Raw genomic sequence first — 25,957 nt, 5'->3', positions numbered from 1 at the left:
ACATAGGCGTCAACCGGCTCCGGCGGGAGGGGGCGGGGACAGGGATCAGGCCAGATCCTCGAGCTCCGCCTCGGACAGGTCGCCGGGGACGATGGTGACCGGCAGGCGCCGGCCGCCGAGGCCGCCCTGCTTGAGGAGGACGCTGATCAGCGGGCCGGGCCCGCGGGCCCCGGCGCCGGCGGCCAGCACGAGGATCTTGATCTCCGGGTCGTCGGTGACCGCCTTGCGGATCGCGCCCTGCACGTCGCCGGTCTCGATCAGCAGCACCGGCTGGGCCCCGGAGCGGGTCTCCGCCTCCTCGGCGAAGCGCCGCAGCAGGGCCTCCGCCTCCTCACGCAGCTGGCGCTCGATCTCCTCGCGCACCCCGGACCAGTGCTCGTCATGGGTGGGGGAGATGACGCGCAGCAGCGCCACCCGGCCGCCGGTGGCCCGGGCGCGCCGGGCGGCGAAGGCCAGGGCGCTCGGGAACTCCGGCGTATCGTCGGCGACGACCAGGAACTTGCGCGGCATGGCCCCCTCCCCCGCCCCGGACCCTAGAGGGCCCGGGCGAAGCTGCGGATCGCGCCGTGGGCGATCGTCAGCTTGGCGAAGGACCAGCCGCGGCCGGACTGCTCGATCTCGTCGACGCTGGCGCGCAGGCCCTCGACCTCGGCCAGACGCGGGCCGATCCAGGCGTCGACCGCGCCTTCGGCGGCGGCCTCGCTGTCGCCGACCGAGGCGTCGGTTCCGGCCGCCACCGCCGCCGTCAGCTCCATCTGGGCCGTCATCAGCTCGCCGATCAGGCGACGCACCGCCAGCCGGTCATACTGGTCCTCGGACGGCACCTGACGGGCGGCGACGCGCAGCCGGTCGAAGTCGAAGGCGGCCCCGACCTGGTGATACAGCCGGGCCATGGCCGGGTCGGGCCAGCCGGCGCGTCGGGCCAGGTCGCCGATGTCGGCGGCCGGCACCAGCGGCTGCAGCATGGCCAGGTCGGCGGCCAGGTCCGCGGGCGCGCCGAGCGCCGTCAGGGCCTCGACCCGCTCGGCCAGGCGCGACCGGGCGAAGCGCGACAGCACATCGGCCCCGGCGCCGCGCAGCGCATCGGCGGTCGGCCGGTAGGTGGCGATCAGACCGGCCACGCCGTGACCGCCGCCGTTGGCGCGGCGCGCCAGCCACAGGGTCTGGCGCCGCAGGGCCGTGGCCACCTCGGTATAGAGGGCGGTCTGGGCCTCGGCCGGGATCTTCAGGTCCAGCGCCGAGACCGCGTCCCACGCCTCGTCGAGACGGAACACGCGGCGGGCGGCCTCGAAGGCCACCACCAGGGCGGTGGTGTCGCATTCCGCCGCCGCCGTCAGCCGGGCCGGGAAGGTGAAGCCGGCCATGTTGACGATCTCGTTGGCCATCACCGTGGCGACGATCTCGCGCCGCAGCCGGTGGGTCTTCATCTCCCCCTCGAAACGGGCCAGCGGCCCGGGGAAGTAGCGGACCAGGGTCTCCTCGAAGAAGGGGTCTTCCGGGGCCTTCGAGGCGACGATGGCCTCGCTCAGCTCCAGCTTGGAATAGGCCAGGAGCACCGCCAGCTCCGGCCGGGTCAGGGCCTTGCCGTGGTCGCGGCGCTCGGCGATCTGGGCGTCGGTGGGCAGACCCTCGACCTTGCGGTCCAGCCGGCCGGCCTCGCCCAGACGGCGCATGAAGGCCTGCTGGTGATCCAGCTCCGCCAGGCCGTGGGCCTCGCGCAGGGTCAGGGCCAGGGTCTGGTCGATGTTGTGGGCCAGCACCTTCTGCGCCACCTCCTCGGTCATCGAGGCGAGCAGCGGATTGCGATCCTCCGCCTTGAGCGCACCCGAGACGATGGCCGAGCCGGTCAGGATCTTGATGTTGACCTCGTGGTCCGAGGAATCGACCCCGGCCGAGTTGTCGATGGCGTCGGTGTTGATGCGGCCGCCGTTGAGGGCGAAGGCGATGCGCGCGGCCTGGGTCAGGCCGAGGTTGGCCCCCTCCCCCACCACCTTGACCCGTAGTTCGCCGGCCTCGACGCGCAGGGCGTCATTGGCCTTGTCGCCGACCTGGGCGTCGGTCTCGCCGGGGCCCTTCACATAGGTGCCGATGCCGCCGAGGTAGAGCAGCTCGGCCGGGGCCTTGAGGATGGCGTTCATCAGCGCGGCCGGATCCAGCGCCTCGGCCTCGATGCCGAGGGCTTCCCGGGCTTCCGGCGACAGGGCGATCGACTTGGCCGCGCGCGAGAACACCCCGCCGCCCTTCGAGATCTTCGAGACGTCATAGTCCTGCCACGACGAGCGCGGCAGTTCGAACATGCGCTTGCGCTCGATCCAGCTGCTCTCCGGATCCGGGGTCGGGTCGATGAAGATGTCGCGGTGGTCGAAGGCGGCGACCAGCTTCGTGGCCTTCGACAGCAGCATGCCGTTGCCGAACACGTCGCCGGACATGTCGCCGACGCCGACCACGGTGAAGGGCTCGGTCTGGATGTCCTTGCCCATCTCGCGGAAGTGGCGCTTGACCGCCTCCCACGCCCCGCGGGCGGTGATGCCCATGACCTTGTGGTCGTAGCCGGCCGAGCCGCCGCTGGCGAAGGCGTCGCCCAGCCAGAAGCCATAGTCGGCCGAGACCCCGTTGGCGATGTCCGAGAAGGTCGCCGTGCCCTTGTCGGCGGCGACGACGAGGTAGGGGTCGTCCCCCTCCCAGGCCACCACCGCGTCGGGCCGGCGCACGCCGCCGTCGGCCTCGATGTTGTCGGTCACGTCCAGCAGGCCGGACAGGAAGGTGCGGTAGGCGCGGATGGCCTCGGCCTGGATGGCGTCACGGTCGGCGCCCGCCCGGGTCAGGGCGCTGAGACCCTTGGGATAGAAGCCGCCCTTGGAGCCGACCGGCACGATCACCGCATTCTTGACCTGCTGCGCCTTGACCAGGCCCAGCACCTCGGTGCGGAAGTCGTCGCGCCGGTCCGACCAGCGCAGGCCGCCGCGGGCCACCGGGCCGAAGCGCAGGTGCACCCCCTCGATGTGCGGCGCCCAGACGAAGATCTCGCGGTAGGGCTTGGGCAGGGGCAGGTCTTCGAGCTCGCGCGAGGCGATCTTGATCGAGATGTAGGCCTTGGACGCCCCGTCGGCGTCGGTCTGGTAGTAGTTGGTGCGCTTGATGGCCTCGATCAGGTCGGCCAGCCGGCGCAGCACGCGATCGTGCTCGAGGCTCTTCACCGCCTGCACGCCCTCGGCGATGCGGGCGCGCAGGGCGGCCACCGTCGCCTCGCGGCTCTCGACCGGGCCGCCGGCCGGGTCGAAGCGGGCGTGGAACAGCTCCAGCAGCGCCCGGGCCACGTCCGGATAGAGGATCAGCGCCTCTTCCTGCACCGCCTGGCTGGGGTCGAGCCCGGACTGCTGGCGGTACTTGGCGAGGGTGCGGATCAGGGCCGCCTCGCGCCACGACACCCCCAGCTCCAGCACCAGCCGGTTGAAGCCGTCGCTCTCGGTGCGCCCGGCCCAGACGGCGCGGAAGGCGGCCTCGAACGGGGCCTTCACGTCACTGAAGCTGAGCGCCTCGCCGCGCGGGTCCTCGAGCAGGAACTCGTGGATGTGGATGGCCGGGGCGCCGGTCGGGCGCACCTCGTGGCCGAACTCCTCGAGGGTCTTGAGGCCCATGTCGGCGAGGATCGGCAGCACGTCGGACAGGGGCGCGGCCCCGCCGCGCTTGTATAGCTTGAAGCGGAACTGCAGCGGCGTGTCCGAGGCCCCGCGGAAGGCGCGCACGGCGATGCCGTCCGGCCCCGACCCGTCGGGGCTCAGGCTGTCCATGCTAACGAGGTCGGTGATCGCCTCGAAGGCGTCGTAGCGGGCGCGGTAGGCCGCGCCGAAGGCCTCGGCCCAGCGGGCGCTGACCGCCCCGATCTGGGCCTCGGCGAAGTCGGCGGCGCGGGCGGCGGCCTCGAACCGGTCGGTCCAGCTGCGCGAGGTCTCGACCACCGCCGCCTCGAGCAGGGCCGGGTCCGGGGTCGGATGGTCGCCCGGGGTCACGCCGATGATGTAGTGGATCCGCACCAGCGGGGCGTCGGAAAGCTGCGGATACCAGGCCGACAGCCGCCCGCCCCAGGCCTGCACCAGCAGCCGGCCGATGCGCTCGCGGACGCTGGCGTCGTAACGCTCGCGCGGAATGAAGGCGAGCACCGAGACGAAGCGGTCGAACGGGTCCTTGCGGGTGAACAGCTTGACCTTGGGCCGGTCGTACAGGTGCAGGATCCCCAGGGCCGCGTCGAGCAGCTCGTCCTCGCTGATCTGGAACAGCTCGTCGCGCGGGTAATTCTCGAGGATGTTCTTGAGGCGCTTCTCGTTGTGGCTGCCCGGCAGCTTGCCGGCCCGGGTCAGGGCGTTGGCCAGCTTGCGGCGTACCAGCGGCACCTCCGACGCGGCGCGGTCATAGGCTTCGGCGGTGAACAGGCCGACGAAGCGGGTCTCGCCGGCCGGCCGGCCGTCGGCCCCGTACCGCTTGACCCCGACATAATCCATGTAGGCCCGGCGATGGACCCGCGAGCGCAGGTTGGCCTTGGCCACGGTGACCGGCTCGGACAGGTCCAGCTGGCGCTTCATCTGCCGGGTCAGCACCGCCGGCTCCGAGGCGCGGCGCAGCACGGTGCGGGCCGGATCGCGCAGGACGCCGAGCCCTTCGCCCGACTGGTCCAGAGGCGCCTCGGCCTCGTAGCCGCCGTCCGGCGTGCGCGGATAGGCGTAGTCGCGGGCCCCGAGGAAGACGAAGTGGTCGGCCTTCAGCCAGCGCAGGAAGGCCAGGTTCTCGGCCACCACCTCCGGGTCCAGCCCTTCCTGGGCGGTCTCCAGCTGGCGCACGGACTCCGCCATCAGCCCGGCCATGGCCTGGTGATCGGCCACCGCGGCGTGGACGTCGGCCAGGGCCGCGGCGAGGCCCTCGCCAAGGGCGTCGCGGCGCTCCTGCGGCACCGGGTCGATGATCACCAGGATCAGCGATTCGCGCGTCGCGGCTCCGCCGGCGCGGGGCAGGGTGACGACCGGGTGGAACAGGGCGCGCACCGAGGCCCCGGCGTCGGCCAGCTCGCCCATGACGCTGTCGACGAGGAACGGGGCGTCGTCCTGGAAGATGCGGATCAGGTCATAGCCGGTGGGGCGGTCGTCGGCGCCGCGCAACGGACCGACGCCGATGCGCGGGGCCTCGCCCGGCGCACGTTCGCCGGCCGCCTGCCAGGCCTCGGCCAGCAGGGCCGCGAGGTCGGGTACATCGACCTCGGGGGTCTCGTCGGCGACATAGTCTTCCCAGGCCTGGGCCAGATAGTCCCGGGCCCCGGGGGCGAGATCGGCGGCGGTCTGGCCGAGGGCCGCGGCGAACAGGCGGGTCAGCTCCTCCGCGCTCGGGGGAACGGGAGAGAGGGCGGGGCGCGTGGGGGCGGACATCGGGATCCTGGACTTCAGGCGGCCCTGCGGCCGCTTCTGGCGCGCAAACTAGACCGATGGCTGCGGCGATCAACCGGACAAAAGAAAACCCGCGCCAATCCCCGACGGCCAAACGAAAAGACCGCCGGCGCAGGTGCAGCCGGCGGTCTTCGTAACCGGTCCCGGGGGGAGGGGAGGGAGGAACCGGTCGTCGTCCGGGCGGACCCCTTCGGGAGGGGGGGAGGGAGGAGGCCCGCCGGTGATCTCGAGGTGGGAAGCCGGCGGCCGCTCGTCAATGGTCCGCGGGGGGCGCGGCGGGGGCTGACCGGCGCGGCGGCTTGTCGCGGGCATGCGCCTGGCCCGGCCCGGAACCCGGGCGCGGCGGTCCGTCGGGCTCGCCGTCGCCGGACAGCAGCACGGCGATCCAGCGCGATCCGCGGAACTCGGCGAGGATGGCCATGGCCATGACCGCCAGCGGCGTCGACAGGAACATGCCGATCACGCCCCACAGCTTGCCCCACAGGGCCAGCGACAGCAGCACCACCACCGGGTCGATGTTCTGGTTGTCGCCCTGCATGCGCGGCTGCACCAGGTTGCCGACGAGGAACAGGATGGTCTGCAGCCCGATCAGCAGGATCAGGGCGGGCCAGTAGCTCTCGAACTGGACCAGGGCGAACAGGGGCGGGGCGAGGCCGGCGATGGCCCCGCCCAGCACCGGGATGAAGCCGACCACGAAGATGACGAAGGTCCAGAACTCGGCGTTCTGCAGGCCGACGGCGCGCATCAGGGCCCAGGCCACGGCGCAGATCAGCGCCCCGGTGACGGTCTGGACCCAGAGATAGCCCTCGACCCCCGAGCGCACCCGCTCGAAAACGGACAGGGCCTCGCCGCGGGATTCCCGGTTGGGGAACATGGCCACCAGCTTCTTGCGGAATCCGGCCTGGGCGGCGAGCAGGAAGCCGAGATAGACCAGCACGAAGAAGGCCCCGGACAGGATGCCCTGCATCTGGAACGCCAGATCCGTCAGGTAGCCGCGCAGGTCGACGCCCTCGACCAGCTCCGCCGCCGTCGGCGCCGCGCCGAGCCCGAACAGGGCGGCCCCGTCGCGCAGGATGGCGTCCAGCCGCGGGCCGAGGTTGGCCGACACCCCGGAGGCGTCGGTGAAGAAGCCCGCCGCGCCGTTCACGAGGATGCCGATCGAGGCGAAGAAGCCGAGGATGACCAGCAGCAGGGCGGCCAGACCCGCGGCGCGCGGCGGCAGCTTCAGACGCCGCTCGATGGCCCGCTTCACCCCGTCGATCATGATCAGCAGGAAGATGGCCATGGCCAGGGGCGTGAGGATGTCGCGCAGCCAGTAGAGGGCGGCGCCCACCGCCACGGCGGCGAGCAGCACCACGGCGTTGCGGGTCACGGTCGAGGCGGGCAGGGCGACGGGGCTCTTCATCCGTCTCCTTGTCGGGGGCGCAGCGGGGGGCGTCAATCGGCGGTCTTTCGGCTGGAGCCCTGTGGCGACCTGCCCTATCGAGGGATGTCGGCAGGCAGGACGGGATCCGGATCAATGGACCAGACGGCGGGTGTGTTCCTCGGGGCGTCGGGCGACACGGGTGCGGACCCGGCGCTGAGCCTGCTGTTCCGGCGCGCCAACCGGCACGGGGTGGTCGCCGGGGCCACCGGCACGGGCAAGACGGTGACGCTGCAGATCCTCGCCCAGGGCTTCTCCGACGCCGGGGTCCCCGTCGTCTGCGCCGACATCAAGGGCGACCTGTCAGGCATCAGTCAGCCGGGCAGCCCCAACGACAAGCTGCTGGCCCGCGCGGCGGAGATGGGTCTGACCCTGACGCCGCAGGCGGCCCCGACGGTGTTCTGGGACCTGTATGGCGAGAAGGGCCACCCGGTCCGGGCCACGGTCAGCGAGATCGGCCCGCTGCTGCTGGCGCGCATGCTGGACCTGAACGAGGTGCAGGAAGGGGTGCTGACGGTCGCCTTCCACGTCGCCGACCAGGACGGGCTGCTGCTGCTCGACCTCGATGACCTGCGCGCCCTTCTGACCCATGTGGCCGAGAACGCCGAGGCCATCGGCAAGCGCTACGGCCATGTCGCCCCGGCCTCGGTCGCCGCCATCCAGCGCGCCCTGCTGCAGCTGGAGACGCAGGGCGGCAAGGCCTTCTTCGGCGAGCCGGCGCTGCGGCTGGAGGACCTGATCCGCACCGACCTGTCGGGCCGCGGCCAGGTCAATGTGCTGGCGGCCGAGCGGCTGATGAACAGCCCGCGGGTCTATGCCGCCTTCCTGCTGTGGCTGCTGTCGGAGCTGTTCGAGCGGATGCCGGAGATCGGCGACCCGGACAAGCCGCGGCTGGTGTTCTTCTTCGACGAGGCGCACCTGCTGTTCACCGACGCGCCCAAACCGCTGCTGGAGAAGATCGAGCAGGTGGTGCGGCTGATCCGCTCCAAGGGGGTGGGGGTCTATTTCGTCACCCAGAACCCGGCCGACATCCCCGACACGGTGCTGGCCCAGCTGGGCAACCGCATCCAGCACGCCCTGCGCGCCTACACCCCGTCCGAGCAGCGCGGGCTGAAGGCGGCGTCCGACAGCTTCCGCGCCAATCCGGCCTTCGACACGGCCGAGGCGATCCAGGCCCTGGGCGTCGGCGAGGCGGTGGTCTCGGTGCTGGACGAGAAGGGGGCGCCGACGGTCGCCGCCCGCGCCCGCATCCGCCCGCCGGCCTCGCGGCTGGGCCCGGCCACCGCCGACGAGCGCGCGGCGGTGATGGCGAACAGCCCGGTGCGCGGGGTCTATGACACGGCCCTGAACCGCGAGTCCGCCGCCGAGGTTCTGGCCGCCCGGGCCGAGGCCGAGACGCGCGCCGCGGCGGAGGCGGCGGTCCCGAAGACCGCGCCGGTCGAGCGCTCCAGGGCTGAGACGAGGGCTGAGCCGCGGCCGCGCGCCGCGCCGCGGAGCCGCGAGACGCCGATGGAGGCCCTGACCAAGTCGGTCCTGCGCACCGCCGGCTCGACGATCACCCGCGAAATCCTGCGCGGCGTCCTGGGCGGGATGCGGCGGCGGTGATCTGGTCGCTCGCCTTGGCCCTGGCCCTGATGGCTCATCAAGATACAGAACGGCCACCGGGCCTGGCGCCGGACGAGTCCGTCTACCGCTGGTACACGCTCGAGAGCCGAAGCGCCGGATTCGGCGTCCGGCAGCAGACCGACATCAGGGTCTACCGCGTCTCAAGACCCTCTGATGGCGGCGCGGCGGCCTTCTGGATGGTCCGCCTGCGCTACGCGGCCCAGCTCCCCGGCGTCGCGCCCGCGATCGATCGCTGGCTCGACAGTCGCGCGTGTCCGGCCATCAGCGAGGCGCTGACGGCCTTGCCGCGGGAGGCCCTGCAGCCCACGCCGCCGGGAGAAATCCGGACGACGCGGCCGCGACTGGGACCGCACGGCGCCGAGGCGCGCTATACAGCCTACGGCATCCTCGACGGCTCGGACGTCGAGATGACGCTGGTGGATCGTCAGGAAGGGGCGATCCACCGGGCAGCGGAGCAGATGCGCGATCTCCTGTTGCCTTGCGCCGGCCCGGCGACCTGACTACCGCAGCACCAAGCCCCCCAGATGCAGGCGTCGCCGGGCCGAAGGTCCACTGCGGCATTCAGGGATCAATCGCGACGAAGGGGATCTGCGCCGTGTGCTGTTCGGTGTGCCGGATCAGGAAAGGCGTATCCGCGAAGTTGGCGACCGCGAAAGCCGCCGCCTGCCTGAACTCCTGAAAGGCGCCCTTGAAGTCCTGACCGACCAGCACGGCCCAGACCCCCCCGTACTCCTGCCGCAGACGCGGCAGCATGTCGTCGAACGCCTTGATCTCCTCGGTCAGGACCGCCGTTTCCATTCCAGCCCCCCTCGAATACTCCCGAAAGGTAGCACACCCGGAGTCCGCCGAGAATCCCGGGGACCCGGCGACCTGACTACCGCGGAACCAGCCGCCACATGCGCAGGGGGTGGCGGACGGTGCCGGCTTCCTCGCCGGCGGCGTCGCCCCGGCCCATGTAGAAGTCGGCGCGGACCGGGCCGCGGATGGCGCTGCCGGTGTCCAGCGCGGTGACGAGGCCGCGGTAGCCGCGCCGCGCGCCCCGGAGATTGCCGGCGTCGGCGTCGAGAAACACCAGATCGCCATAGCGCCACGAGGCCGGGTCGACCGCGATCGACCGGCGCGGCGCCAGCGGCACGCCCGCGGCCCCGGCCGGCTCCCCGTCGTCCGGCTCGATGCGGAAGAAGATGTAGCGCGGGTTCAGGGCCGTCACGGCCCGGGCCTCGGGGCCGCGGCGGGCGGCCAGCCAGGCGCGGATGGCCTCGCCGGACGTACCGTCGCGGGGCAGGAGGCCGCGCTCGGCCATGGGGCGGGCGATGCCGACGAAGGGCTGGCCGTTGTCGGCGGCATAGGCGGCGCGCACCCGGCGTCCGTCCTCGAAGGTCAGGTAGCCGGAGCCCTGGATCTGCATGAAGAACAGGTCCTCGGTGCGCATCCAGCCGAGGATCTCGGTGGTGATCGCCCCGGCCTCGATCTCGGTGCGGCCCGGATAGGGGACGAGGCCGCCGGCGGTGCGGCGCAGCACCCGGCCCTCCTCGCGCACCAGATCGGCCGGCCGGGCCAGCACGGCGGCGTCGAACTCCGCTGACGGCGTGGTGCGGGCCGGATACTCCGGGGCGAAATAGGCGGTCAGCAGGCCCGGACCGCCGTCGGCGGTGGTCGCCGGCACGGCGGTGAAGCGGGTCTCGAAGAAGGCGCGGGCCAGGTCGTCGGTGGCCACCGGGGCCAGATCGGCGGCGGCGGCGCAGGCGGCCCGCTCCGGCGCGCCCGGATGCACGCGGCAGGCGGCGGCCCAGGCGACCAGGGCGGCGCGGTGGTCCTCTTCGGCCCAGCCGGGCAGGGCGGCGACCGTGCCGTCGGACATCGGCGGGCGCGGAGCCGGCGGAACCGGCGCAGGCGCGGGTGAGGGGAGAGCTCCGGGCCGGGGCGCCTCGGCCACGCGCGGCGCGCAGGCCGCCAGACTGGCGGCCAGCAGGCCGAGCGTCAGCCCGACAGCGGACCCCCGGTGGATCACGCCTCGGCCGGCTCGACCCGGGCCAGCACCCAGTTCGGGTCCGAGGCGCCGAGAGTGCGCTCGAAGGTCCAGTGCTCGGCGGTGCGGCGCTCCTCGACCACCGGCTCGCTCTCGCCGTGGGTCACGCGGCTGCGCAGCTCGGCGAGGAAGCGGACCCGGGCCGAGGCGCGGTCGCCGTCGACCGTGGTGGCGTCGAGATCGGCGCGCGGCCCCTGGATCAGCTCGACCTCCTCGCGGTCGCCGCGGGCCTCGCGGGCGGCGATGGCGGCCTCGAACGAGGCCATCACCGGCGCGGTCAGCAGCGGCCGCAGGGCGGCGGCGTCGCCGGCGGCGTAGGCCCGGACGATGGTCTCGTAGGCGGTGCGGGCGCCCTCGAGAAAGCGCAGCGGGTCGAAGGCCGGATCGCGAGCCTTGAGCGACGCGGCGGCGGCGGCCGTCGCCGGATCGACCAGCGGCGGGGCCTTGGGCTGCTGCACGATCTCGCCCGGCGGAATGCCCGGCGGCGTCTTGGCGGCATTGTCCTCGGGCTGACGGCCGACCTTCTTGCCCAGCACATTGTAGAGGCTGAACAGGACGACGGCCGCGATGGCGGCGAAGATCACGATCTGGAACTGTTGCGGCACGGGTTTTCCCTGGTGTCGGTTCGATCTAGCAGCCCTAGATAGGGAGGCAAGCGCGAGTCCGCTCCCGGGCGAATCGCCGCCGGGGGGCGCAGCGTTGCCCCGGCGGGACCGGGCGTGCTAGTCGCCGCCCCTCGCCAGCGCAACTTTTGCGACGCCTTCCGAGCCGAAACAGGGTCCCTTTCCCCATGACCGACGCCTCCGCCCCGCCCGCCGACACCACCCTGACCGGAGCGGGCGCGCCGCCGGCCCCGGCCTATCGCGTGCTGGCCCAGTTCGTGCGCGACCTGTCGTTCGAGAACCCGCGCGCCCCGGAAAGCCTGCGCGTCGAGGGCAAGCCGGCCATCGACATGGGTGTGGAAATGAGCGCCCAGGGCCGTCCCGACGGCCTGTTCGAAGTCGACATCAAGCTGTCGGTCAAGGCGTCCCAGGCCGAGCAGGCCCTGTTCCACGTCGAGCTGGTCTATGGCGGCCTGTTCCAGCTGCAGGGCGTGCGCGAGCAGGACATCGAGCCGATGCTGCTGGTCGAGTGCCCGCGCTACCTGTTCCCCTTCGCCCGCGAGATCGTGTCGAAGCAGACCTCGGACGGCGGCTTCTATCCGCCGCTGCTGCTGGAGCCGATCGACTTCGCCGCCATCTACATGGCCCGTCGCCAGCAACAGCAGGCGCAGATGGAAGCTCCGGCCGCCGGCCAGGCCTGACTCGCAGTCTGATCAGGCCGACGCATCGGCGTCGGCCCTGATCTCGATCTCCAGCCCGTTGGCCGTCCACAGCGACAGGTCCTTGAGCTGCGCCTGGACGAAGGCGAGGTGGCGCGCCGCCTCCTCCGCCGAGACCCGGGCCGCCAGAGGCCGCGGCCGCGGGCCGTGGCCGGCCGCCGCCGCGCCGTCGCCCGCCGCGATCCGGCCGCGCCCGGCTGCGCCGGACCCCAGATCCAGCGCCCGCTCGCGCCCGCCCTTCAGCTCCAGATAGACGTCGGCCAGCAGGCGGGCGTCGATCAGCGCCCCGTGCAGGGTGCGCTCGACCAGCGAGATCTTGAAGCGCCGGCACAGGGCGTCGAGCGAATTGGCCATGCCGGGGAAGCGGGCCTGGGCCAGCTTCAGGGTGTCGATCCAGCGCGGCTCGGGCAGCTCGCCCATGCCGCACAGGCCCAGCTCGTGATTGATGAAGCCGCGGTCGAAGGCGGCGTTGTGGGCGATCAGCGGGGCGTCGCCGACGAAGTCCAGCAGCTCCTCGGCCACCAGCCGGAACACCGGGGCGTCGCGCACCTTGTCGTCGGTGATGCCGTGCACCCGGATGGCGTCCGGGTCGATCAGCCGCTCGGGATTGATGAAGCGGTGGAAGGTCCGCCCCGTCGGCATCAGGTCCTCGAGCTCGAGACAGCCGACCTCGATCAGCCGGTGCCCCTGACGCGGGTCGATGCCGGTGGTTTCGGTGTCGAGGACGATCTCGCGGGCCATGGCCCTTTACTGGCCCGGTTCGCCGGCGGCGGAAATCCCCCGGCGCGGGGATATCCACGCCGGATCGCGCACGGTCCCGAGGATGTCGGCGACCGCGGCGCGGGCGGCGTCGAGGCCCTGGCTGGTGTCGATGACGAAGTCGGCGCGGCGGCGCTTCTCGGCGTCCGGGGTCTGCCGGGCCAGAAGCGCGGCGAAACGCTCCGGCGTCATGCCGGGCCGGGCCAGGACGCGGGCCGCCTGCACCCCGGCGGGGGCGGTGACCACCACGACGGCGTCGACCTGGCCCTCGGCGCCGGTCTCGAACAGCAGGGGGATGTCGGCCACGGCCACGGTCGCGCCCATGGCCGCGGCGCTGGTCAGGGCGGCGGCCCGGTCGGCGGCGACCAGCGGGTGCACGATCCGCTCCAGCCGGGCGAAACCGTCCGGGTCGGCGGCGAGGGCGGCGGCCAGCCGGGTCCGGTCGATGGCCCCCTCGACCTCGACGCCGGGGAAGGCCGCCGCCACCGGCGCCACCGCCGCCCCGCCGGGACCATAGAGGCGATGCACCGCCGCATCCGCGTCCCACACCGGGCAGCCGGCCTCGGCGAACAGGCCGGCGGTGGTCGACTTGCCCATGCCGATCGAGCCGGTCAGGCCGAGCACGATCACGGCTGCGCCTCCCGTCGGGCCAGCTCGGCCAGCGCCAGCGCGCGCACGTCGAGGTCCGGCGCCGGCGCCCCGAAGAAGCGGGCGAAGGCCGGTCGGGCCTGGCCGATCAGCATGCCCAGCCCGTCCACCGGGGTCAGGCCGCGGGCCCGGGCCGCCGCCAGCAGGGGCGTCTCCAAGGGCTTGTAGGTCATGTCCATCACCGCCGCGCCGGCCGGCAGGCGCGACAGGTCGGGCAGATCCCCGCCGACCGCGGCGTTGACCACCAGCCCGGCGTCGCCATCCAGCGCCTCGGGCCCGGCGGCGCGCACGGGCGGGCCGAAGATTTCGGCAAGCGCCTCGGCCCGGGCCCGGGTGCGGTTGACCAGCCGGATCTCCGGCGCGCCCGCGGCCCGCAGCGCCTCGACCGCGGCCCGCGCCGCGCCTCCGGCCCCGAGGATCACCGCCGCCCGGGCGGTCAGGTCCAGCGCCGGGGCCTGATGCGCCAGCGCCTCCAGCAGGCCCAGCCCGTCGGTGCTGTCGGCCAGCAGCCGGCCATCGACGAGGACCAGCCCGTTGGCCGAGCCCGCCGCCCGGGCCGTGTCGGTCGCCTCATCGGCCAGCGCCAGCGCCGCCTCCTTGAACGGGGCGGTGACATTGATCCCGGCCAGCGCGCCGGCGCGGATGCGCTCGACCAGCCGGGCGAAGTCGGCCTCGTCGGCGGGCTCGAAGGCGAGGTAGCGGCCGTCGATCCCGGCCGCCTGCAGCCAGGCGGTATGGATCAGGGGGCTGAGCGAATGGCCGATCGGACGGCCGGCGACCCCGGCGGTGACCGGCCCGCTCATGCGTCCAGGACCCCGTGGTCGCGCAGGGCCGCCAGCACCGGCAGCATGGGCAGGCCGAGGATGGTCGCGTGGTCGCCCTCGACCCGGTCCATCAGCTGCAGGCCCGGCCCCTCCAGCCGGTAGCAGGCCACCGAGCCCAGCGCCTGCGGCCCCTCCTCGGCCAGATAGGCGTCGAGGAAGGCGTCGGAGAAATCGCGGACGCTCAGGGTCGCGCTGTCCAGCGTCGTCCACAGGACCGCGCCGTCGCGGGCCAGGGCCGCGCCGCTGTGCAGCCGGTGGGCGCGGCCGCGCAGGGCGAGCAGCCGGTCGCGGGCGGCGGCCAGGTCCGGGACCTTGTCGAGGGTGCGGCCGTCCAGATCCAGCGTCTGGTCCGAGCCGAGCACCAGCGCGCCCGGCCGGCGGGCCGAGACGTCCAGCGCCTTGGCCTCGGCCAGCCGCTGCGCCACCTCGGCGGGGGTCGCGTCGGGCCAGCCGGCCTTGAGCGCCGCCTCGTCGACCCGCGACGGCTCGACGGCGTGGGGCACGCCGGCTCCGGTCAGCAGGGCGCGCCGGGCGGCGCTGGCCGAGGCGAGGACGAACGGCGGCGCGCTCACCAGCTGGCTCCCAGCCGGCGGGTGCGGCGTTCGCTGAGCAGGTTGACGATGGCGGCGGCGGTCTCCTCGACCGAGCGGCGGGTGACGTCAATCACCGGCCAGCCGCGGCGCTCGAAGGCCCGGCGCGCCTTGACCGTCTCGTCGCGCACCGCCTCGTGGTCGACATAGGCCGAGGCCCGGTCGGCGTTCAGCGCATCCAGCCGGTTGCGGCGGATCTGCACCAGCCGGTCCGGTGACACCGTCAGCCCCACCACCAGCGGATTCCGCAGCCCGACCAGCCGCTCGCCGTCCTCCTGGCCCGGGATCAGCGGCACATTGGCGGCGCGGATGCCGCGGTGGGCCAGATAGATGCAGGTCGGGGTCTTGGAGGTGCGGCTGACCCCGCACAGCACCACATCGGCGCGCTCCAGCTCCTCGGCCGTGCCCTGGCCGTCGTCATGGGCCATGGCGAAATCGAGGGCGCTGATGCGGTTGAAGTATTCGTGGTCGAGCGCGTGCTGGGCCCCGACCCGGGTCGACAGGGCGGCGCCAAGATAGCGCGACAGGGCCCCGACCAGCGGGTCCAGCGCCCCGATCTGCGGCACGTCCAGCGCCCGGCAGCCGTCCTCCAGCGCCGCGCGCAGCTCCTTGTCGACGATGGTGTGCAGCACCACGCCGGGGGCGGCGGCGATCTCCTCCAGCACCCGGTCCATCTGCTTGCGCGAGCGCACCAGCGCATAGATGTGCTCGATTGGGATGACCCCGTCGAAGCGGGCCACGACCGCCTTGGCCATGGCGTTGAGCGTCTCGCCGGTGGAGTCCGACACCAGGTGGACGTGGAAGTAGGTGGCGAGCCGGCCGTGCGGCTTATGCATGAGCGGCGGATTCCCGTGCGTGATCTCGCGTCGGACTCTGGATGTCCTGTGGATGACGCCCGGACACGGCCGGGGCCGCGGGGCGCCGTTTCCTATAGCGCGGGCCTCCGCCGGCGGCGAGCGGGGATGACCGGGGAGAAGCGGGGCGCCGGGCAGGGGGTTTGTCCCCCGGAGGACGACGCCCGGCCGGGTTTCGGGGGAAAGGTTAATCAATCCCTAACGGCCCACAGCGTGACCGTGGCGATCCGCGCTTCCCCAGGCCCCGGCCGGTAAGGTTTCGTTAGGATTTGTCCCGGTTATCGACAGGCCCCCGGGGGACAGTCGGGTGATCCCGTCCGGGCCGTGGAGAACCCGGCTTCGCGGCGGGACAAGGCCGCAACGGCGCCCGGTGTTCGCCCCCGCCACCTTCTTCCTCCATCTCTTTTCAAAAGAGAGACAGGGTAGGGAGAAGGGACGGGGATTGAGCCGTCGGGCCCGGCGCCCTAGAGCCGCCCCATGAGCTCTTCGCGCCCGGCCCTCCTTCGCGTTCTTGACGGCGAGACCCTGGCGACGCCGCCGGTCTGGTTCATGCGTCAGGCGGGGCGTTACCTGCCCGAGTACCGCGCGCTCCGGGCCACGGCGCCGGACTTCGTCGCCTTCTGCCTCGACCCGGAGAAGGCCGCCGAGGCCACGCTGCAGCCGCTGCGCCGCTTCCCGTTCAGCGCCGCCATCGTCTTCGCCGACATCCTGCTGATCCCGCAGGCGCTGGGGCAGAAGGTGGCCTTCGAGGCCGGCGAGGGGCCGGTGCTGGGCGAGCTGCCGCCGGTCGCGGCCATGGCCGGGCTGGCCGAGGGGGCCGGCCGGGCTCTTTCGCCGGTGGGCGAGACCCTGTCCCGGGTGCGGGCGGCGATGGATCCGCAGCGCACCCTGATCGGCTTCGCCGGCGCGCCCTGGACCGTGGCCACCTACATGCTCGACGGGGCCAACCGCACTATCGGCAAGGGCGAGCGCGCCCAGGCCCGCGACTTCGTCTATCGCGACGCCGCCCATGTGGAGGCGGTGCTGGACGTGCTGGTCGAGGCCACCGCCCATTATCTGAAGATGCAGGCCGACGCCGGGGCCCAGGTGCTGAAGATCTTCGAGAGCTGGGCCGAGGGCCTGTCCGACGATCTGTTCGACCGGCTGGTGCTGGCCCCGCATCAGAAGCTGGTCGCCCGGGTGCGCGCGCTGGGCGTGACCGTGCCCCTGATCGGCTTCCCGCGCGGCTCGGCGGCCCTGGCCGAGCGCTACGCCGCCGCCTGCGACGTCCAGGCCGTGGCGCTGGACACCGCCTGTCCGCTCGAGGTCGGCCGCCGGGTGCAGGCGATCAAGCCGATCCAGGGCGCCCTCGACCCGCTGCTGCTGCGCGCCGGGGGCGCGGCCTTGGATCGCAGGGTGGATCAGCTGCTGGACGCCTGGGGACAGGGTCCCTACGTCTTCAACCTCGGGCACGGCATCCTTCCGGACACGCCGATCGCCCATGTGGAACAGGTGCTGAAGAGGATCGGCGCGGAATGACGGACACAGCTGCGGGCCGGCGCATCGCCGTCGTCCTGTTCAACCTGGGCGGCCCGGACGACCAGGCCAGCGTCAAGCCGTTCCTGTTCAACCTGTTCAACGACCCGGCCATCATCGGCCTGCCCGGGATCCTGCGCACCTTCGTGGCCCGGCTGATCTCCAGCCGCCGCGAGCACGAGGCGCAGGAGAACTACGCCCGCATGGGCGGCGGCTCGCCGCTGCTGCCGGAGACCCGGCGCCAGGCCGAGGCCCTCAAGGCCGAGCTGGCGGCGCGCCACCCGGGGGCCGAGGTCGGGGTCTTCATCGCCATGCGCTACTGGCACCCGATGACGGCCCAGACGGCGGCCGAGGTGGCGGCCTTCGGGCCGGATGAAATTGTCCTGCTGCCGCTCTATCCGCAGTTCTCCACCACCACGACCCAGTCGTCGCTGAAGCTGTGGAACGAGACCTATCGCGGGCCGGGCAAGAGCCGCACCGTCTGCTGCTATCCGCAGGCGGAGGGCTGGCTCGAGGCCCAGGCGGAGATGATCCGCGAACGGCTGAATGAGGCCGGGGACCGTCCTGTTCGCGTTCTGTTCTCGGCCCACGGCATCCCGGAGATGCTGGTGACCGGGAAGGGCGATCCCTACCAGGAACAGGTCGAGGCCACCTGCGCCGCCGTCGCCGCCCGCCTCGGGCCGGTCGACTGGAGCCTGTGCTACCAGAGCCGCGTCGGGCCGCTGAAGTGGCTGGGCCCGGCCACGCCCGACGCCATCGAGGCCGCCGGCCGCGACGGCAAGGGGGTCATCCTCGTCCCCATCGCCTTCGTCTCGGAGCATATCGAGACCCTGGTCGAGCTGGACATCGAGTACGGCGAGCTGGCCCATGAGCACGGCATCAGCCCCTATCTGCGGGCCCCGACCGTGAGCGTCGCGCCGCGCTTCATCGGCGCCCTGGCCGACGCCGTGGGCGAGGCGCTGGGCCGCACCGGCGTGGCGCCCTTCGGCCCCGGCTGCCAGGGCCGCTGGAAAGCCTGCCCCTGCCAGGCTGAGCAGCTCGGGAAGCGCGCCGCGTGAACCTGTACGACCTCGCCCGCGGCCTGCACATCCTGGCGGTGATCGCCTGGATGGCCGGGCTGCTGTTCCTGCCGCGGCTCTATGCCTATGACGCCGAGCAGGCCGACAAGGCCGAGCCCCTGCGCGGCGAGATGCGCGACCTGCTGCGCACCTGGCAGCGGCGTCTGCTGAAGATCATCCTCAACCCGGCGATGGTTGTTTCGTGGGGGCTGGGCCTGTGGCTGCTGTGGATCCGCAGCGGCGACGGCGCCGACTGGAGCTTCGCTCACCAGCCCTGGATGATCGCCAAGCTGGCCGGCGTGCTCGCCCTCAGCGGCTGGCACGGCTACCTGTCCGCCGAGTTCCGCCGCATCCAGGCCGGGACCTCGGTCCGCACCGGCCGCTTCTGGCGCATGACCAACGAAATCCCCTTCCTCATCGCTATCGTCATGGTCCTGTCCGTGACGCTGGAGTGGGGAGCGTAGACGAGCCTTTCCTTCTCCCCTTGCGGGAGAAGGTGGGCCGCGGAGCGGCCCGGATGAGGGGTGTCAGCGCCGACGCCGCCCGTCTGGCCCGACCGTAGCCGGTTCATCACAACGACCACAGCGAAAGGCACTGAGGACACAACGGCGTGGCGGCCGCTGCGCCGCAGGCGCCTTCTCCTGCCAACGCTACAAAGGAAGGCGCTGCGCGCGCCGCTGCACAGGTCCCGTCGTGCTCGCTGTGACCTCGCTGTGCCCGCTGTGATCCCTTGATCGCCCCTCCGTCTCGCCGGCTTCGCCGCCGATCCACCTCCCCATTTCATGGGGAGGAGACCGCGTTTCCTCCCCACGGAGTGGGGAGGGGGACCGCGAAGCGGTGGAGGGGCTGACCGGCCCCACCCGCCCCCGCCCCGCTTGACGCCGCTGCGCCCCTGTGGTTCGGCTGGGGTCCTTTCTCTGGCGACCCCTGCGTCTTGTGACCCGGGACCCGTCGCCCTCCCCCGGCCGCGAGGCCACGCATCCCTAGCCGCCCCGCCTCGCTCCGGCGAGCGGACCTGCGCGCGCCCAGAGTCCTGACCCAGAGTCCTCACCATGTCCGACGTCCACGACACCGATCCGACCGCTCCCGAGACGGAGCTCGACACCCTGGACACGGGCGCCGCCGACGGCGATTCCGGCGTCGACACCACGGTCGAGGACGACGAGGAGGACGGCGAGCCGATCGTCCCCAACGGCCGCATCACCCTGGCCGAGCTGAACGAGAAGACGCCGGCCGATCTGGTCGCCTTCGCCGAGCAGCTGGAGATCGAGAACGCCTCGAACCTGCGCCGTCAGGACCTGCTGTTCGCCATCCTCAAGGCCCTCGCCGACGAGGAGGTGGAGATCATCGCCGACGGCGTGCTGGAGATCCTGCCGGACGGCTTCGGCTTCCTGCGCAGCCCCGACGCCAACTACCTGCCCGGTCCGGACGACATCTATGTCTCGCCGTCGCAGATCCGCCGCTTCGGCCTGCGCTCGGGCGACACGGTGCACGGCGCCGTGCGCGGCCCGCGCGAGGGCGAGCGCTACTTCGCCCTGCTCAAGGTCGACACGATCAATCTGGAAGACCCGGAGACGGTCAAGACCAAGGTCCTGTTCGACAACCTGACCCCGCTCTATCCGGAAGAGCGGCTGCACATGGAGATCCAGGACCCGACCCTGAAGGACCGCTCGGGCCGGGTCATCGACATCGTCGCTCCGCTGGGCAAGGGCCAGCGCTGCCTGATCGTCGCCCCGCCGCGGGTCGGCAAGACGGTGATGCTGCAGAACATCGCCAAGTCGATCGAGCGCAACCACCCGGAAGTGATCCTGATCGTGCTGCTGATCGACGAGCGGCCCGAGGAAGTCACCGACATGCAGCGCACGGTGAAGGGCGAGGTCGTGGCCTCGACCTTCGACGAGCCGGCGACCCGTCACGTGGCCGTGGCCGAGATGGTGATCGAGAAGGCCAAGCGCCTGGTCGAACACAGGAAGGACGTGGTGATCCTGCTCGACTCCATCACCCGCCTGGGCCGGGCCTACAACGCCACGGTGCCGTCGTCGGGCAAGGTGCTGACCGGCGGCGTCGACGCCAACGCCCTGCAGCGGCCCAAGCGCTTCTTCGGCGCGGCCCGGAACGTCGAGCAGGGCGGCTCCCTGACCATCATCGCCACGGCCCTGATCGACACGGGCAGCCGCATGGACGAGGTGATCTTCGAGGAGTTCAAGGGCACCGGCAACTCGGAGATCGTGCTGGACCGCAAGGTGGCGGACAAGCGCATCTTCCCGGCCATCGACGTGCTCAAGTCCGGCACCCGCAAGGAAGACCTCATCACCCCGAAGGACCAGCTGGCCAAGACCTATGTCCTGCGCCGCATCCTGAACCCGATGGGGCCGCAGGACGCCATCGAGTTCCTGCTCGACAAGCTGCGCCAGACCAAGTCGAACGGCGAGTTCTTCCAGAGCATGAATACCTGATCCTGGGGGGCCTACCGCTCGCGCCGCGGGCGGCATGTTGCATTGGCCTACCGCTCGCCCCGCGGGGGCTCGCTGTTTGAGGCCAGCAGGAGCGTAGCGCTCGCGGCTTGGGGCCCCGGGGTCTATGTTTCACGTGAAACGGTGGAGGCGGAGATGAAGCTCAACATCGAGATCGACTGCACCCCGGCTGAGGCCCGGGCCTTTCTGGGCCTGCCCGACGTGGCGCCGCTGAACGAGGCCCTGGTCGCCGAGATGCAGCGCCGCATGGAGGCCAATGTCGCCGCCCTGCAGCCCGAGGAGCTGATGAAGACCTGGGCCGGCTTCGGCCTCCAGGCCCAGGACCAGTTCCGCCGCCTGATGGAAGCCGCGGTGTCCGGCGGGGCGAAGGGGTAGGGGCGGGCGGCGGAATAGCCCCTCCGTCTCGCCGGCTTCGCCGCCGATCCACCTCCCCATGTCATGGGGAGGAGACTGCTTTTCCTCCCCACGTCAGTGGGGAGGGGGACCACGCGTAGCGTGGTGGAGGGGCTGAACCTCGCCAACCGACCGGAAGGAGCGCATGACCGACACCCTGTTCGCCCTTGCGACGCCGCCCGGTCGGGGGGCGATCGCCGTGATCCGCCTGTCGGGGCCAGGCGTCGTCGCCGTGCTCGAGGGGCTGGGGGCCGGGACGCCGGAGCCGCGCCGGGCGAGCCTGCGGACCCTGCGCCATGGGGGTGAGGTTCTGGACGAGGCGCTGATCCTGCGCTTCGTCGCCCCGCACAGCTACACCGGCGAGGACGCCGCCGAGCTGCACCTGCACGGCGGTCGGGCGGTGGTGGAGGCGGTCAGCGCCGCCCTGCTCGAGCTCGGCCTGCGCCCGGCCGAGCCCGGGGAGTTCACCCGCCGCGCTTTCCAGAACGGGCGCATGGACCTGACCCGGGCCGAGGCGGTGGCCGATCTGATCGACGCCGAGACGGCGGCCCAGGCGCGTCAGGCGCTGGGCCAGCTGGACGGGGCCCTGGCCCGCACCTACGCCGGCTTCCGCGCCCGTCTGCTGCGCGCCCTGGCCCTGGTCGAGGCCGAGATCGACTTCCCCGACGAGGACGTGCCCGACCAGCTGGCGCAGCAGGCCGGGCCCGAACTGGACGCCCTGACCGCGGCGCTGGACGCGGCCCTGGCCGACGCCGGCCGCGGCGAGCGCGTGCGCGACGGCTATCGGGTGGTGCTGATCGGCGAGACCAACGCCGGCAAGAGCGCCCTGTTCAACGCCCTGGTCGAGCGCGAGGCGGCCATCGTCACCGCCATTCCGGGCACGACGCGCGATGTGCTCGACGCCGAGCTGGAGATCGGCGGCTATCGCGTGCGCCTGTCGGATACGGCGGGGCTGCGCGACAGCGACGACCCGGTCGAGGCCGAGGGGGTGCGTCGCGCCCGCGCCCGGGCCGAGGCCGCCGACCTGAGGGTTTGGGTGCGCGGGCCGGGCGACCTCGAGGGCGACGCGGCGGCCTATGCCCGGCCGGACGATCTGGTGGTGTTCAGCAAGGCGGACTTGGCGGCGGCGCCGGCGGGCCCGGGGCTGGCGGTCAGCGCGGCGACGGGGCAGGGGCTCGATGCGCTCAGGGCCGCCCTTGCCGACCGGGTGGCGCGGGACCTGGCCGGAGCCGACTTCCCGCCGGTCACCCGGGCGCGGCACCTTCGCCGGCTGGAGGCCGCCCGCGCCGCCGTCGCCGCCGCGCGCGCCCGCCTCGCCGACGCCCCCGAGCTGGCCGGCGACGACCTGCGCCGCGCCGCCGACGCCCTCGCCGCGGTGACCGGCGAGGTGGGGGTCGAAGACATTCTGGGCGAGGTCTTCAGCAGCTTCTGCATCGGCAAGTAGGAGCGGATTGCGAGGGCCCCTCCGTCACGGCGCTGCGCACCGCGCCACCTCCCCATGTCATGGGGAGGAGACTGCTTTTCCTCCCCACGGAGTGGGGAGGGGGACCGCCGAAGGCGGTGGAGGGGCCAGAGCCTGCCCAAGCGTTTCACGTGAAACACGCCCCTTGCCGGACTCGCCAGTCGGGCGCGTTTCGCCTATGTGTCCGGCCCCATGATTTCTCTGTCCGACCCGACCCTGGACTTTGACGTCGTCGTCATCGGCGGCGGGCACGCCGGCTGTGAGGCGGCGGCGGCGGCGGCGCGTCTGGGGGCCCGGACGGCCCTGCTGACCCAGCGCCTCGACACGATCGGCGAGATGAGCTGCAACCCGGCGATCGGCGGGCTCGGCAAGGGCCATCTGGTGCGCGAGATCGATGCGCTGGACGGGCTGATGGGCCGGCTGGCCGATGTCTCCGGCATCCAGTTCCGCCTGCTCAACCGCTCCAAGGGGGCGGCGGTGCGTGGGCCGCGCAGCCAGATCGACCGGCGCCTGTACCGCGAGGCCATGCAGGCCGAGCTGGCGGCGACGCCGAACCTGACGCTGGTCGAGGGCACGGCCGAGGGGCTGCACAAGGTCGACGGGCGGGTGGCCGGGGTGGTCACCGGCGACGGCCGCACCCTGACCGCGCGGGCGGTGGTCCTGACGACGGGCACCTTCCTCAACGGGGTGATCCATCGCGGCGAGCTGCGCCTGCCGGCCGGGCGCTTCGGCGAGGATCCCTCCACCGGCCTCGCCGCCGACCTGCACGCCGCTGGGCTGGCCCTGGGCCGCCTCAAGACCGGCACCCCGGCGCGGCTGGACGGCCGCACCATCGCCTGGGATCGGCTGGAGATGCAGGCGGCGGACGAGGCTCCGGTCCCGTTCAGCTTCCTGACCGACCGGATCACCGTGCCGCAGATCGCCTGCGGCGTGACGCACACGACCGGGGAGACCCACCGCATCATCGCCGAAAACCTCGGCGAGTCGGCAGTCTATGGCGGCCGGCTGTCGGGTCGGGGTCCGCGCTACTGCCCCTCGATCGAGGACAAGGTGGTGCGCTTCGCCGACAAGACCAGCCACCAGATCTTCCTCGAGCCCGAGGGGCTGGACGATCCGACGGTCTACCCCAACGGCATCTCCACCTCGGTGTCGGACGCCACCCAGCTGGCCTTCCTGCGCACCATTCCGGGGCTGGAGGCGGTCGAGGTGTTCCGCTTCGGCTACGCCATCGAATACGACTATGTCGACCCGCGCGAGCTGACCCCGGCGCTGGAGGTCAAGGCCCTGCCGGGCCTGTATCTGGCCGGCCAGATCAACGGCACCACCGGCTATGAGGAGGCCGGGGCTCAAGGGTTGATGGCGGGGCTCAACGCCGCCCGCGCCGCCGCCGGGGCCGATCCCGTCGTGCTCGGCCGCGACCAGGCCTATATCGGGGTGATGATCGACGATCTGGTCACCCGCGGTGTGACCGAGCCCTACCGCATGTTCACCAGCCGGGCCGAGTACCGGCTGACCCTGCGGGCCGACAATGCCGATCAACGCTTGACGCCGCTGGCGGTCGAGCTGGGCCTCGCCGGGGCGGACCGCACCGCCCGCTTCACCGCCAAGGCGACAGCGCTGGCGGCGGCCCAGGCTCTGGCGCGCGAGACCCGCTTCACCCCCAACGAAGCCCGGGCCCTTGGCATCGCTGTCAACGCCGACGGCCAGCGCCGCTCCATCCTCGACCTTCTGGCCTATCCGGGCGTGACGCTGGAGCAGTTCCGGCCCGCCGCCCCGGCCATCGCCGACTGGACCCCCGCCGTGCGCGAGCAGGTGGAGATCGACGCCGCCTACGCCGGCTATCTGGACCGCCAGGCGGTCGAGGCCGAGGCCCTGCGCCGCGACGAAGCCCTGAGCCTGCCGGAGGATCTGGACTATGCCGCCATCGGCGGTCTGTCGGCCGAGGCGCGGGAGAAGCTGGCCCGGGTGCGGCCGCGGACGCTGGGCCAGGCCGGCCGTATCGAGGGGCTGACCCCCGGCGCCCTGACCGCCCTGCTCGCCCATGTCCGCCGCCGCGACCGCGACGCGGCCGCCTGATGAGCCGCCCTGATGACCCGCGATGAGTTCCAGGCGCGCACCGGCGCCAGCGACGCGGCCATGGCCGACCTCGACGCCTTTCTCGTGCGCCTGACCGAGGGCAATGCGGTGATGAATCTGGTGGGGCCCGACACCCTGCCGGATTTCTGGAACCGTCACGCCTGGGACAGCGCCCAGCTGTTTCACGTGAAACCGGACGCCCTGACCTGGGCGGACCTGGGGGCCGGGGCAGGCTTTCCCGGGGTGGTTCTGGCCATACTTCTGAAGGGGCGGCCCGGCGCCCACGTCTGGCTGGTCGAGAGCCTGGCCAAGCGCTGCCGCTTTCTGGAGTCCATCGTTGATGCGCTGGGCCTGCCGGCCACGGTCGTCAACGGCCGGGCCGAGGACCAGCGCCTGAAGGTCGAGGTGGTGACCGCCCGCGCCGTGGCCCCGCTGGAGAAACTGCTCAGTTACGCACAGCCCTGGATCGTCGCCGGTGGACAAGGCCTGTTCCTCAAGGGACAGCGGGCGGAGGACGAGTTGCGCGACGCCCGAAAATCCTGGCAGATCGACGCCGAGCTTCTCCCGTCGGCCAGCGATCCCCGCGGCCGGCTTGTTCTCGTCCGGAGACTTCGCCGTGTCCGTTGAGCGTTCCACCCGCGTCCTCGCCGTCTCCAACCAGAAGGGCGGGGTCGGCAAGACGACCACCGCCATCAACCTCGGCACGGCCCTCGCCGCCATCGGCGAGCGGGTGTTGATCGTCGACATGGACCCCCAGGGCAATGCCTCCACGGGGCTGGGCGTTCCACGTGAAACGCGGCGGGTGACCATCTATGACGTGATCGTCGACGGCCGCGCCGTGGACGAGGCGGCGGTGCGCACCTCGGTGCCCGGCCTCGACATCATCCCGGCCGACGCCGACATGTCCGGCATCGAGATCGAGCTGGCCAATGCCGACCGCCGCTCCTTCCGTCTGCGCGACGGGCTGGCGAAGCAGGGGCAGGGGCCCGGTCAGACCCGGTATGACTATGTGTTGATCGACTGCCCGCCGTCGCTCAACCTGTTGACGCTGAACGCCATGGCCGCCGCCGACGCCGTGCTGGTGCCGCTGCAGTGCGAGTTCTTCGCGCTGGAGGGCCTGACCCAGCTGATGCGCACCGTCGACATGGTCAAGCGCAGCCTCAATCCGGCGCTGGAGATCCAGGGCCTGGTCCTGACCATGTTCGACCGCCGCAACGCCCTGTCGGGCCAGGTGGCCAACGACGTGCGGGCCCACTTCGGCGACAAGGTCTATGACGCGGTGATCCCGCGCAATGTGCGGGTCTCGGAGGCGCCGTCGTTCGGCAAGCCGGCCCTGATCTATGACCTCAAGTGCGCCGGCAGCCAGGCCTATCTCAAGCTGGCCCGCGAGGTGGTGGCGCGCGAGCGCCAGCGTCGCCAGGCGGCGGCGGCCTGAAGAGCAGCCCGAGACGATCTGAACAGGGGTGAGGGAAA

23 protein-coding genes are annotated in these 25,957 nt (G+C 72.5%); 12 read left to right on the top strand and 11 right to left on the bottom strand.

All coding sequences use genetic code 11. The features are described 5' to 3' along the window. Positions 1–45 precede the first annotated feature (45 nt). From VGN74_RS08190 to VGN74_RS08180, 3 genes are all read right to left on the bottom strand, one after another. A complete protein-coding gene (locus VGN74_RS08190) occupies positions 46–510 on the bottom strand; it encodes a universal stress protein (RefSeq protein ID WP_327446981.1) in 465 nt (154 codons plus the stop codon). A 23-nt stretch (positions 511–533) separates the two neighbouring features. After that, a complete protein-coding gene (locus VGN74_RS08185) occupies positions 534–5,414 on the bottom strand; it encodes an NAD-glutamate dehydrogenase (protein ID WP_327446979.1) in 4,881 nt (1,626 codons plus the stop codon). Between the two features lie 271 nt (positions 5,415–5,685). Next, on the bottom strand, positions 5,686–6,837 hold the full coding sequence (locus VGN74_RS08180) for an AI-2E family transporter (RefSeq protein WP_327446977.1): 1,152 nt from the start codon (positions 6,835–6,837) through the stop codon (positions 5,686–5,688). A gap of 114 nt (positions 6,838–6,951) precedes the next feature. Here VGN74_RS08180 and VGN74_RS08175 point away from each other — a divergent pair, with 114 nt between their 5' ends. Both VGN74_RS08175 and VGN74_RS08170 read left to right on the top strand, forming a co-directional pair. Continuing rightward, positions 6,952–8,460, top strand: a complete 1,509-nt coding sequence (locus VGN74_RS08175) for a helicase HerA-like domain-containing protein (protein ID WP_327446975.1) — start codon at positions 6,952–6,954, stop codon at positions 8,458–8,460. Further along, positions 8,457–8,981 (top strand): hypothetical protein, encoded by a 525-nt coding sequence (locus tag VGN74_RS08170; RefSeq protein WP_327446973.1) that lies wholly within the window; start codon positions 8,457–8,459, stop codon positions 8,979–8,981. Before VGN74_RS08175 ends, VGN74_RS08170 begins: the two co-directional genes overlap by 4 nt. A gap of 61 nt (positions 8,982–9,042) precedes the next feature. Here VGN74_RS08170 and VGN74_RS08165 read toward each other — a convergent pair whose 3' ends face one another. The 3 genes from VGN74_RS08165 to timA all read right to left on the bottom strand — a co-directional run bounded on the left by VGN74_RS08165 (position 9,043) and on the right by timA (position 11,115). Then, positions 9,043–9,279: a hypothetical protein gene (locus VGN74_RS08165; RefSeq protein WP_327446971.1), complete on the bottom strand. Its 237-nt coding sequence runs from the start codon at positions 9,277–9,279 to the stop codon at positions 9,043–9,045. A 76-nt stretch (positions 9,280–9,355) separates the two neighbouring features. After that, entirely contained in the window at positions 9,356–10,492 is a 1,137-nt protein-coding gene (locus VGN74_RS08160) for an MltA domain-containing protein (RefSeq protein WP_327446969.1), read from the bottom strand. Continuing rightward, positions 10,489–11,115, bottom strand: coding sequence for a TIM44-related membrane protein TimA (gene timA, locus VGN74_RS08155; RefSeq protein WP_327446967.1), 627 nt, complete (start codon positions 11,113–11,115; stop codon positions 10,489–10,491). The genes VGN74_RS08160 and timA overlap by 4 nt, the downstream gene beginning before the upstream one ends. Positions 11,116–11,300: 185 nt before the next feature. On the opposite strand from timA, the gene secB reads away from it, so the two are divergent. Continuing rightward, entirely contained in the window at positions 11,301–11,813 is a 513-nt protein-coding gene (secB, locus tag VGN74_RS08150) for a protein-export chaperone SecB (RefSeq protein WP_327446965.1), read from the top strand. A gap of 12 nt (positions 11,814–11,825) precedes the next feature. On the opposite strand, the gene dnaQ is transcribed toward secB, so the two are convergent. Genes dnaQ through VGN74_RS08125 form a run of 5 tightly spaced genes read right to left on the bottom strand, consistent with a single transcriptional unit; the run spans position 11,826 to position 15,488 of the window. Further along, on the bottom strand, positions 11,826–12,572 hold the full coding sequence (dnaQ, locus tag VGN74_RS08145) for a DNA polymerase III subunit epsilon (RefSeq protein WP_327446963.1): 747 nt from the start codon (positions 12,570–12,572) through the stop codon (positions 11,826–11,828). Positions 12,573–12,578: 6 nt separating this feature from the next. Beyond that, complete coding sequence (gene coaE, locus VGN74_RS08140) at positions 12,579–13,220, bottom strand: dephospho-CoA kinase (RefSeq protein ID WP_327446961.1); 642 nt, start codon at positions 13,218–13,220, stop codon at positions 12,579–12,581. Next, positions 13,217–14,041, bottom strand: a complete 825-nt coding sequence (locus VGN74_RS08135) for a shikimate dehydrogenase (RefSeq protein ID WP_327446959.1) — start codon at positions 14,039–14,041, stop codon at positions 13,217–13,219. The genes coaE and VGN74_RS08135 overlap by 4 nt, the downstream gene beginning before the upstream one ends. Then, positions 14,038–14,634, bottom strand: a complete 597-nt coding sequence (locus tag VGN74_RS08130) for a Maf family protein (protein WP_327446957.1) — start codon at positions 14,632–14,634, stop codon at positions 14,038–14,040. Before VGN74_RS08130 ends, VGN74_RS08135 begins: the two co-directional genes overlap by 4 nt. Next, a complete protein-coding gene (locus tag VGN74_RS08125; protein WP_327446955.1) occupies positions 14,631–15,488 on the bottom strand; it encodes a pyruvate, water dikinase regulatory protein in 858 nt (285 codons plus the stop codon). Before VGN74_RS08125 ends, VGN74_RS08130 begins: the two co-directional genes overlap by 4 nt. Before the next feature lie 495 nt (positions 15,489–15,983). Between VGN74_RS08125 and hemE the strand changes: the two genes are divergently transcribed. The 9 genes from hemE (at position 15,984) to VGN74_RS08080 (ending at position 25,919) form a co-directional block, all read left to right on the top strand. Continuing rightward, complete coding sequence (hemE, locus tag VGN74_RS08120) at positions 15,984–17,024, top strand: uroporphyrinogen decarboxylase (RefSeq protein ID WP_327446953.1); 1,041 nt, start codon at positions 15,984–15,986, stop codon at positions 17,022–17,024. Beyond that, positions 17,021–18,079 carry a ferrochelatase gene (hemH, locus tag VGN74_RS08115; RefSeq protein WP_327446951.1) on the top strand — a complete coding sequence of 353 codons (1,059 nt, stop codon included), beginning with the start codon at positions 17,021–17,023 and terminating at the stop codon, positions 18,077–18,079. The genes hemE and hemH overlap by 4 nt, the downstream gene beginning before the upstream one ends. Then, positions 18,076–18,543, top strand: coding sequence for a CopD family protein (locus VGN74_RS08110; RefSeq protein ID WP_327446949.1), 468 nt, complete (start codon positions 18,076–18,078; stop codon positions 18,541–18,543). Before hemH ends, VGN74_RS08110 begins: the two co-directional genes overlap by 4 nt. A 588-nt stretch (positions 18,544–19,131) precedes the next feature. Beyond that, positions 19,132–20,535, top strand: a complete 1,404-nt coding sequence (gene rho / locus VGN74_RS08105; protein ID WP_327446947.1) for a transcription termination factor Rho — start codon at positions 19,132–19,134, stop codon at positions 20,533–20,535. A 153-nt stretch (positions 20,536–20,688) separates the two neighbouring features. After that, on the top strand, positions 20,689–20,928 hold the full coding sequence (locus tag VGN74_RS08100; protein ID WP_327446945.1) for a DUF6489 family protein: 240 nt from the start codon (positions 20,689–20,691) through the stop codon (positions 20,926–20,928). A gap of 163 nt (positions 20,929–21,091) precedes the next feature. Continuing rightward, a complete protein-coding gene (gene mnmE, locus VGN74_RS08095; protein ID WP_327446943.1) occupies positions 21,092–22,390 on the top strand; it encodes a tRNA uridine-5-carboxymethylaminomethyl(34) synthesis GTPase MnmE in 1,299 nt (432 codons plus the stop codon). A 210-nt stretch (positions 22,391–22,600) separates the two neighbouring features. Beyond that, positions 22,601–24,484 carry a tRNA uridine-5-carboxymethylaminomethyl(34) synthesis enzyme MnmG gene (gene mnmG, locus VGN74_RS08090; RefSeq protein ID WP_327446941.1) on the top strand — a complete coding sequence of 628 codons (1,884 nt, stop codon included), beginning with the start codon at positions 22,601–22,603 and terminating at the stop codon, positions 24,482–24,484. A 12-nt stretch (positions 24,485–24,496) separates the two neighbouring features. Next, entirely contained in the window at positions 24,497–25,111 is a 615-nt protein-coding gene (gene rsmG / locus VGN74_RS08085) for a 16S rRNA (guanine(527)-N(7))-methyltransferase RsmG (protein ID WP_327446939.1), read from the top strand. Then, positions 25,101–25,919 carry a ParA family protein gene (locus tag VGN74_RS08080; RefSeq protein WP_327446937.1) on the top strand — a complete coding sequence of 273 codons (819 nt, stop codon included), beginning with the start codon at positions 25,101–25,103 and terminating at the stop codon, positions 25,917–25,919. The genes rsmG and VGN74_RS08080 overlap by 11 nt, the downstream gene beginning before the upstream one ends. Positions 25,920–25,957 lie beyond the last annotated feature (38 nt).

The organism is Brevundimonas sp. (genome assembly GCF_035998205.1).
GTDB lineage: Bacteria > Pseudomonadota > Alphaproteobacteria > Caulobacterales > Caulobacteraceae > Brevundimonas.
The sequence above is the reverse complement of the archived record's forward strand: the minus strand, read 5'-3'. Positions and strand labels throughout refer to the sequence as shown.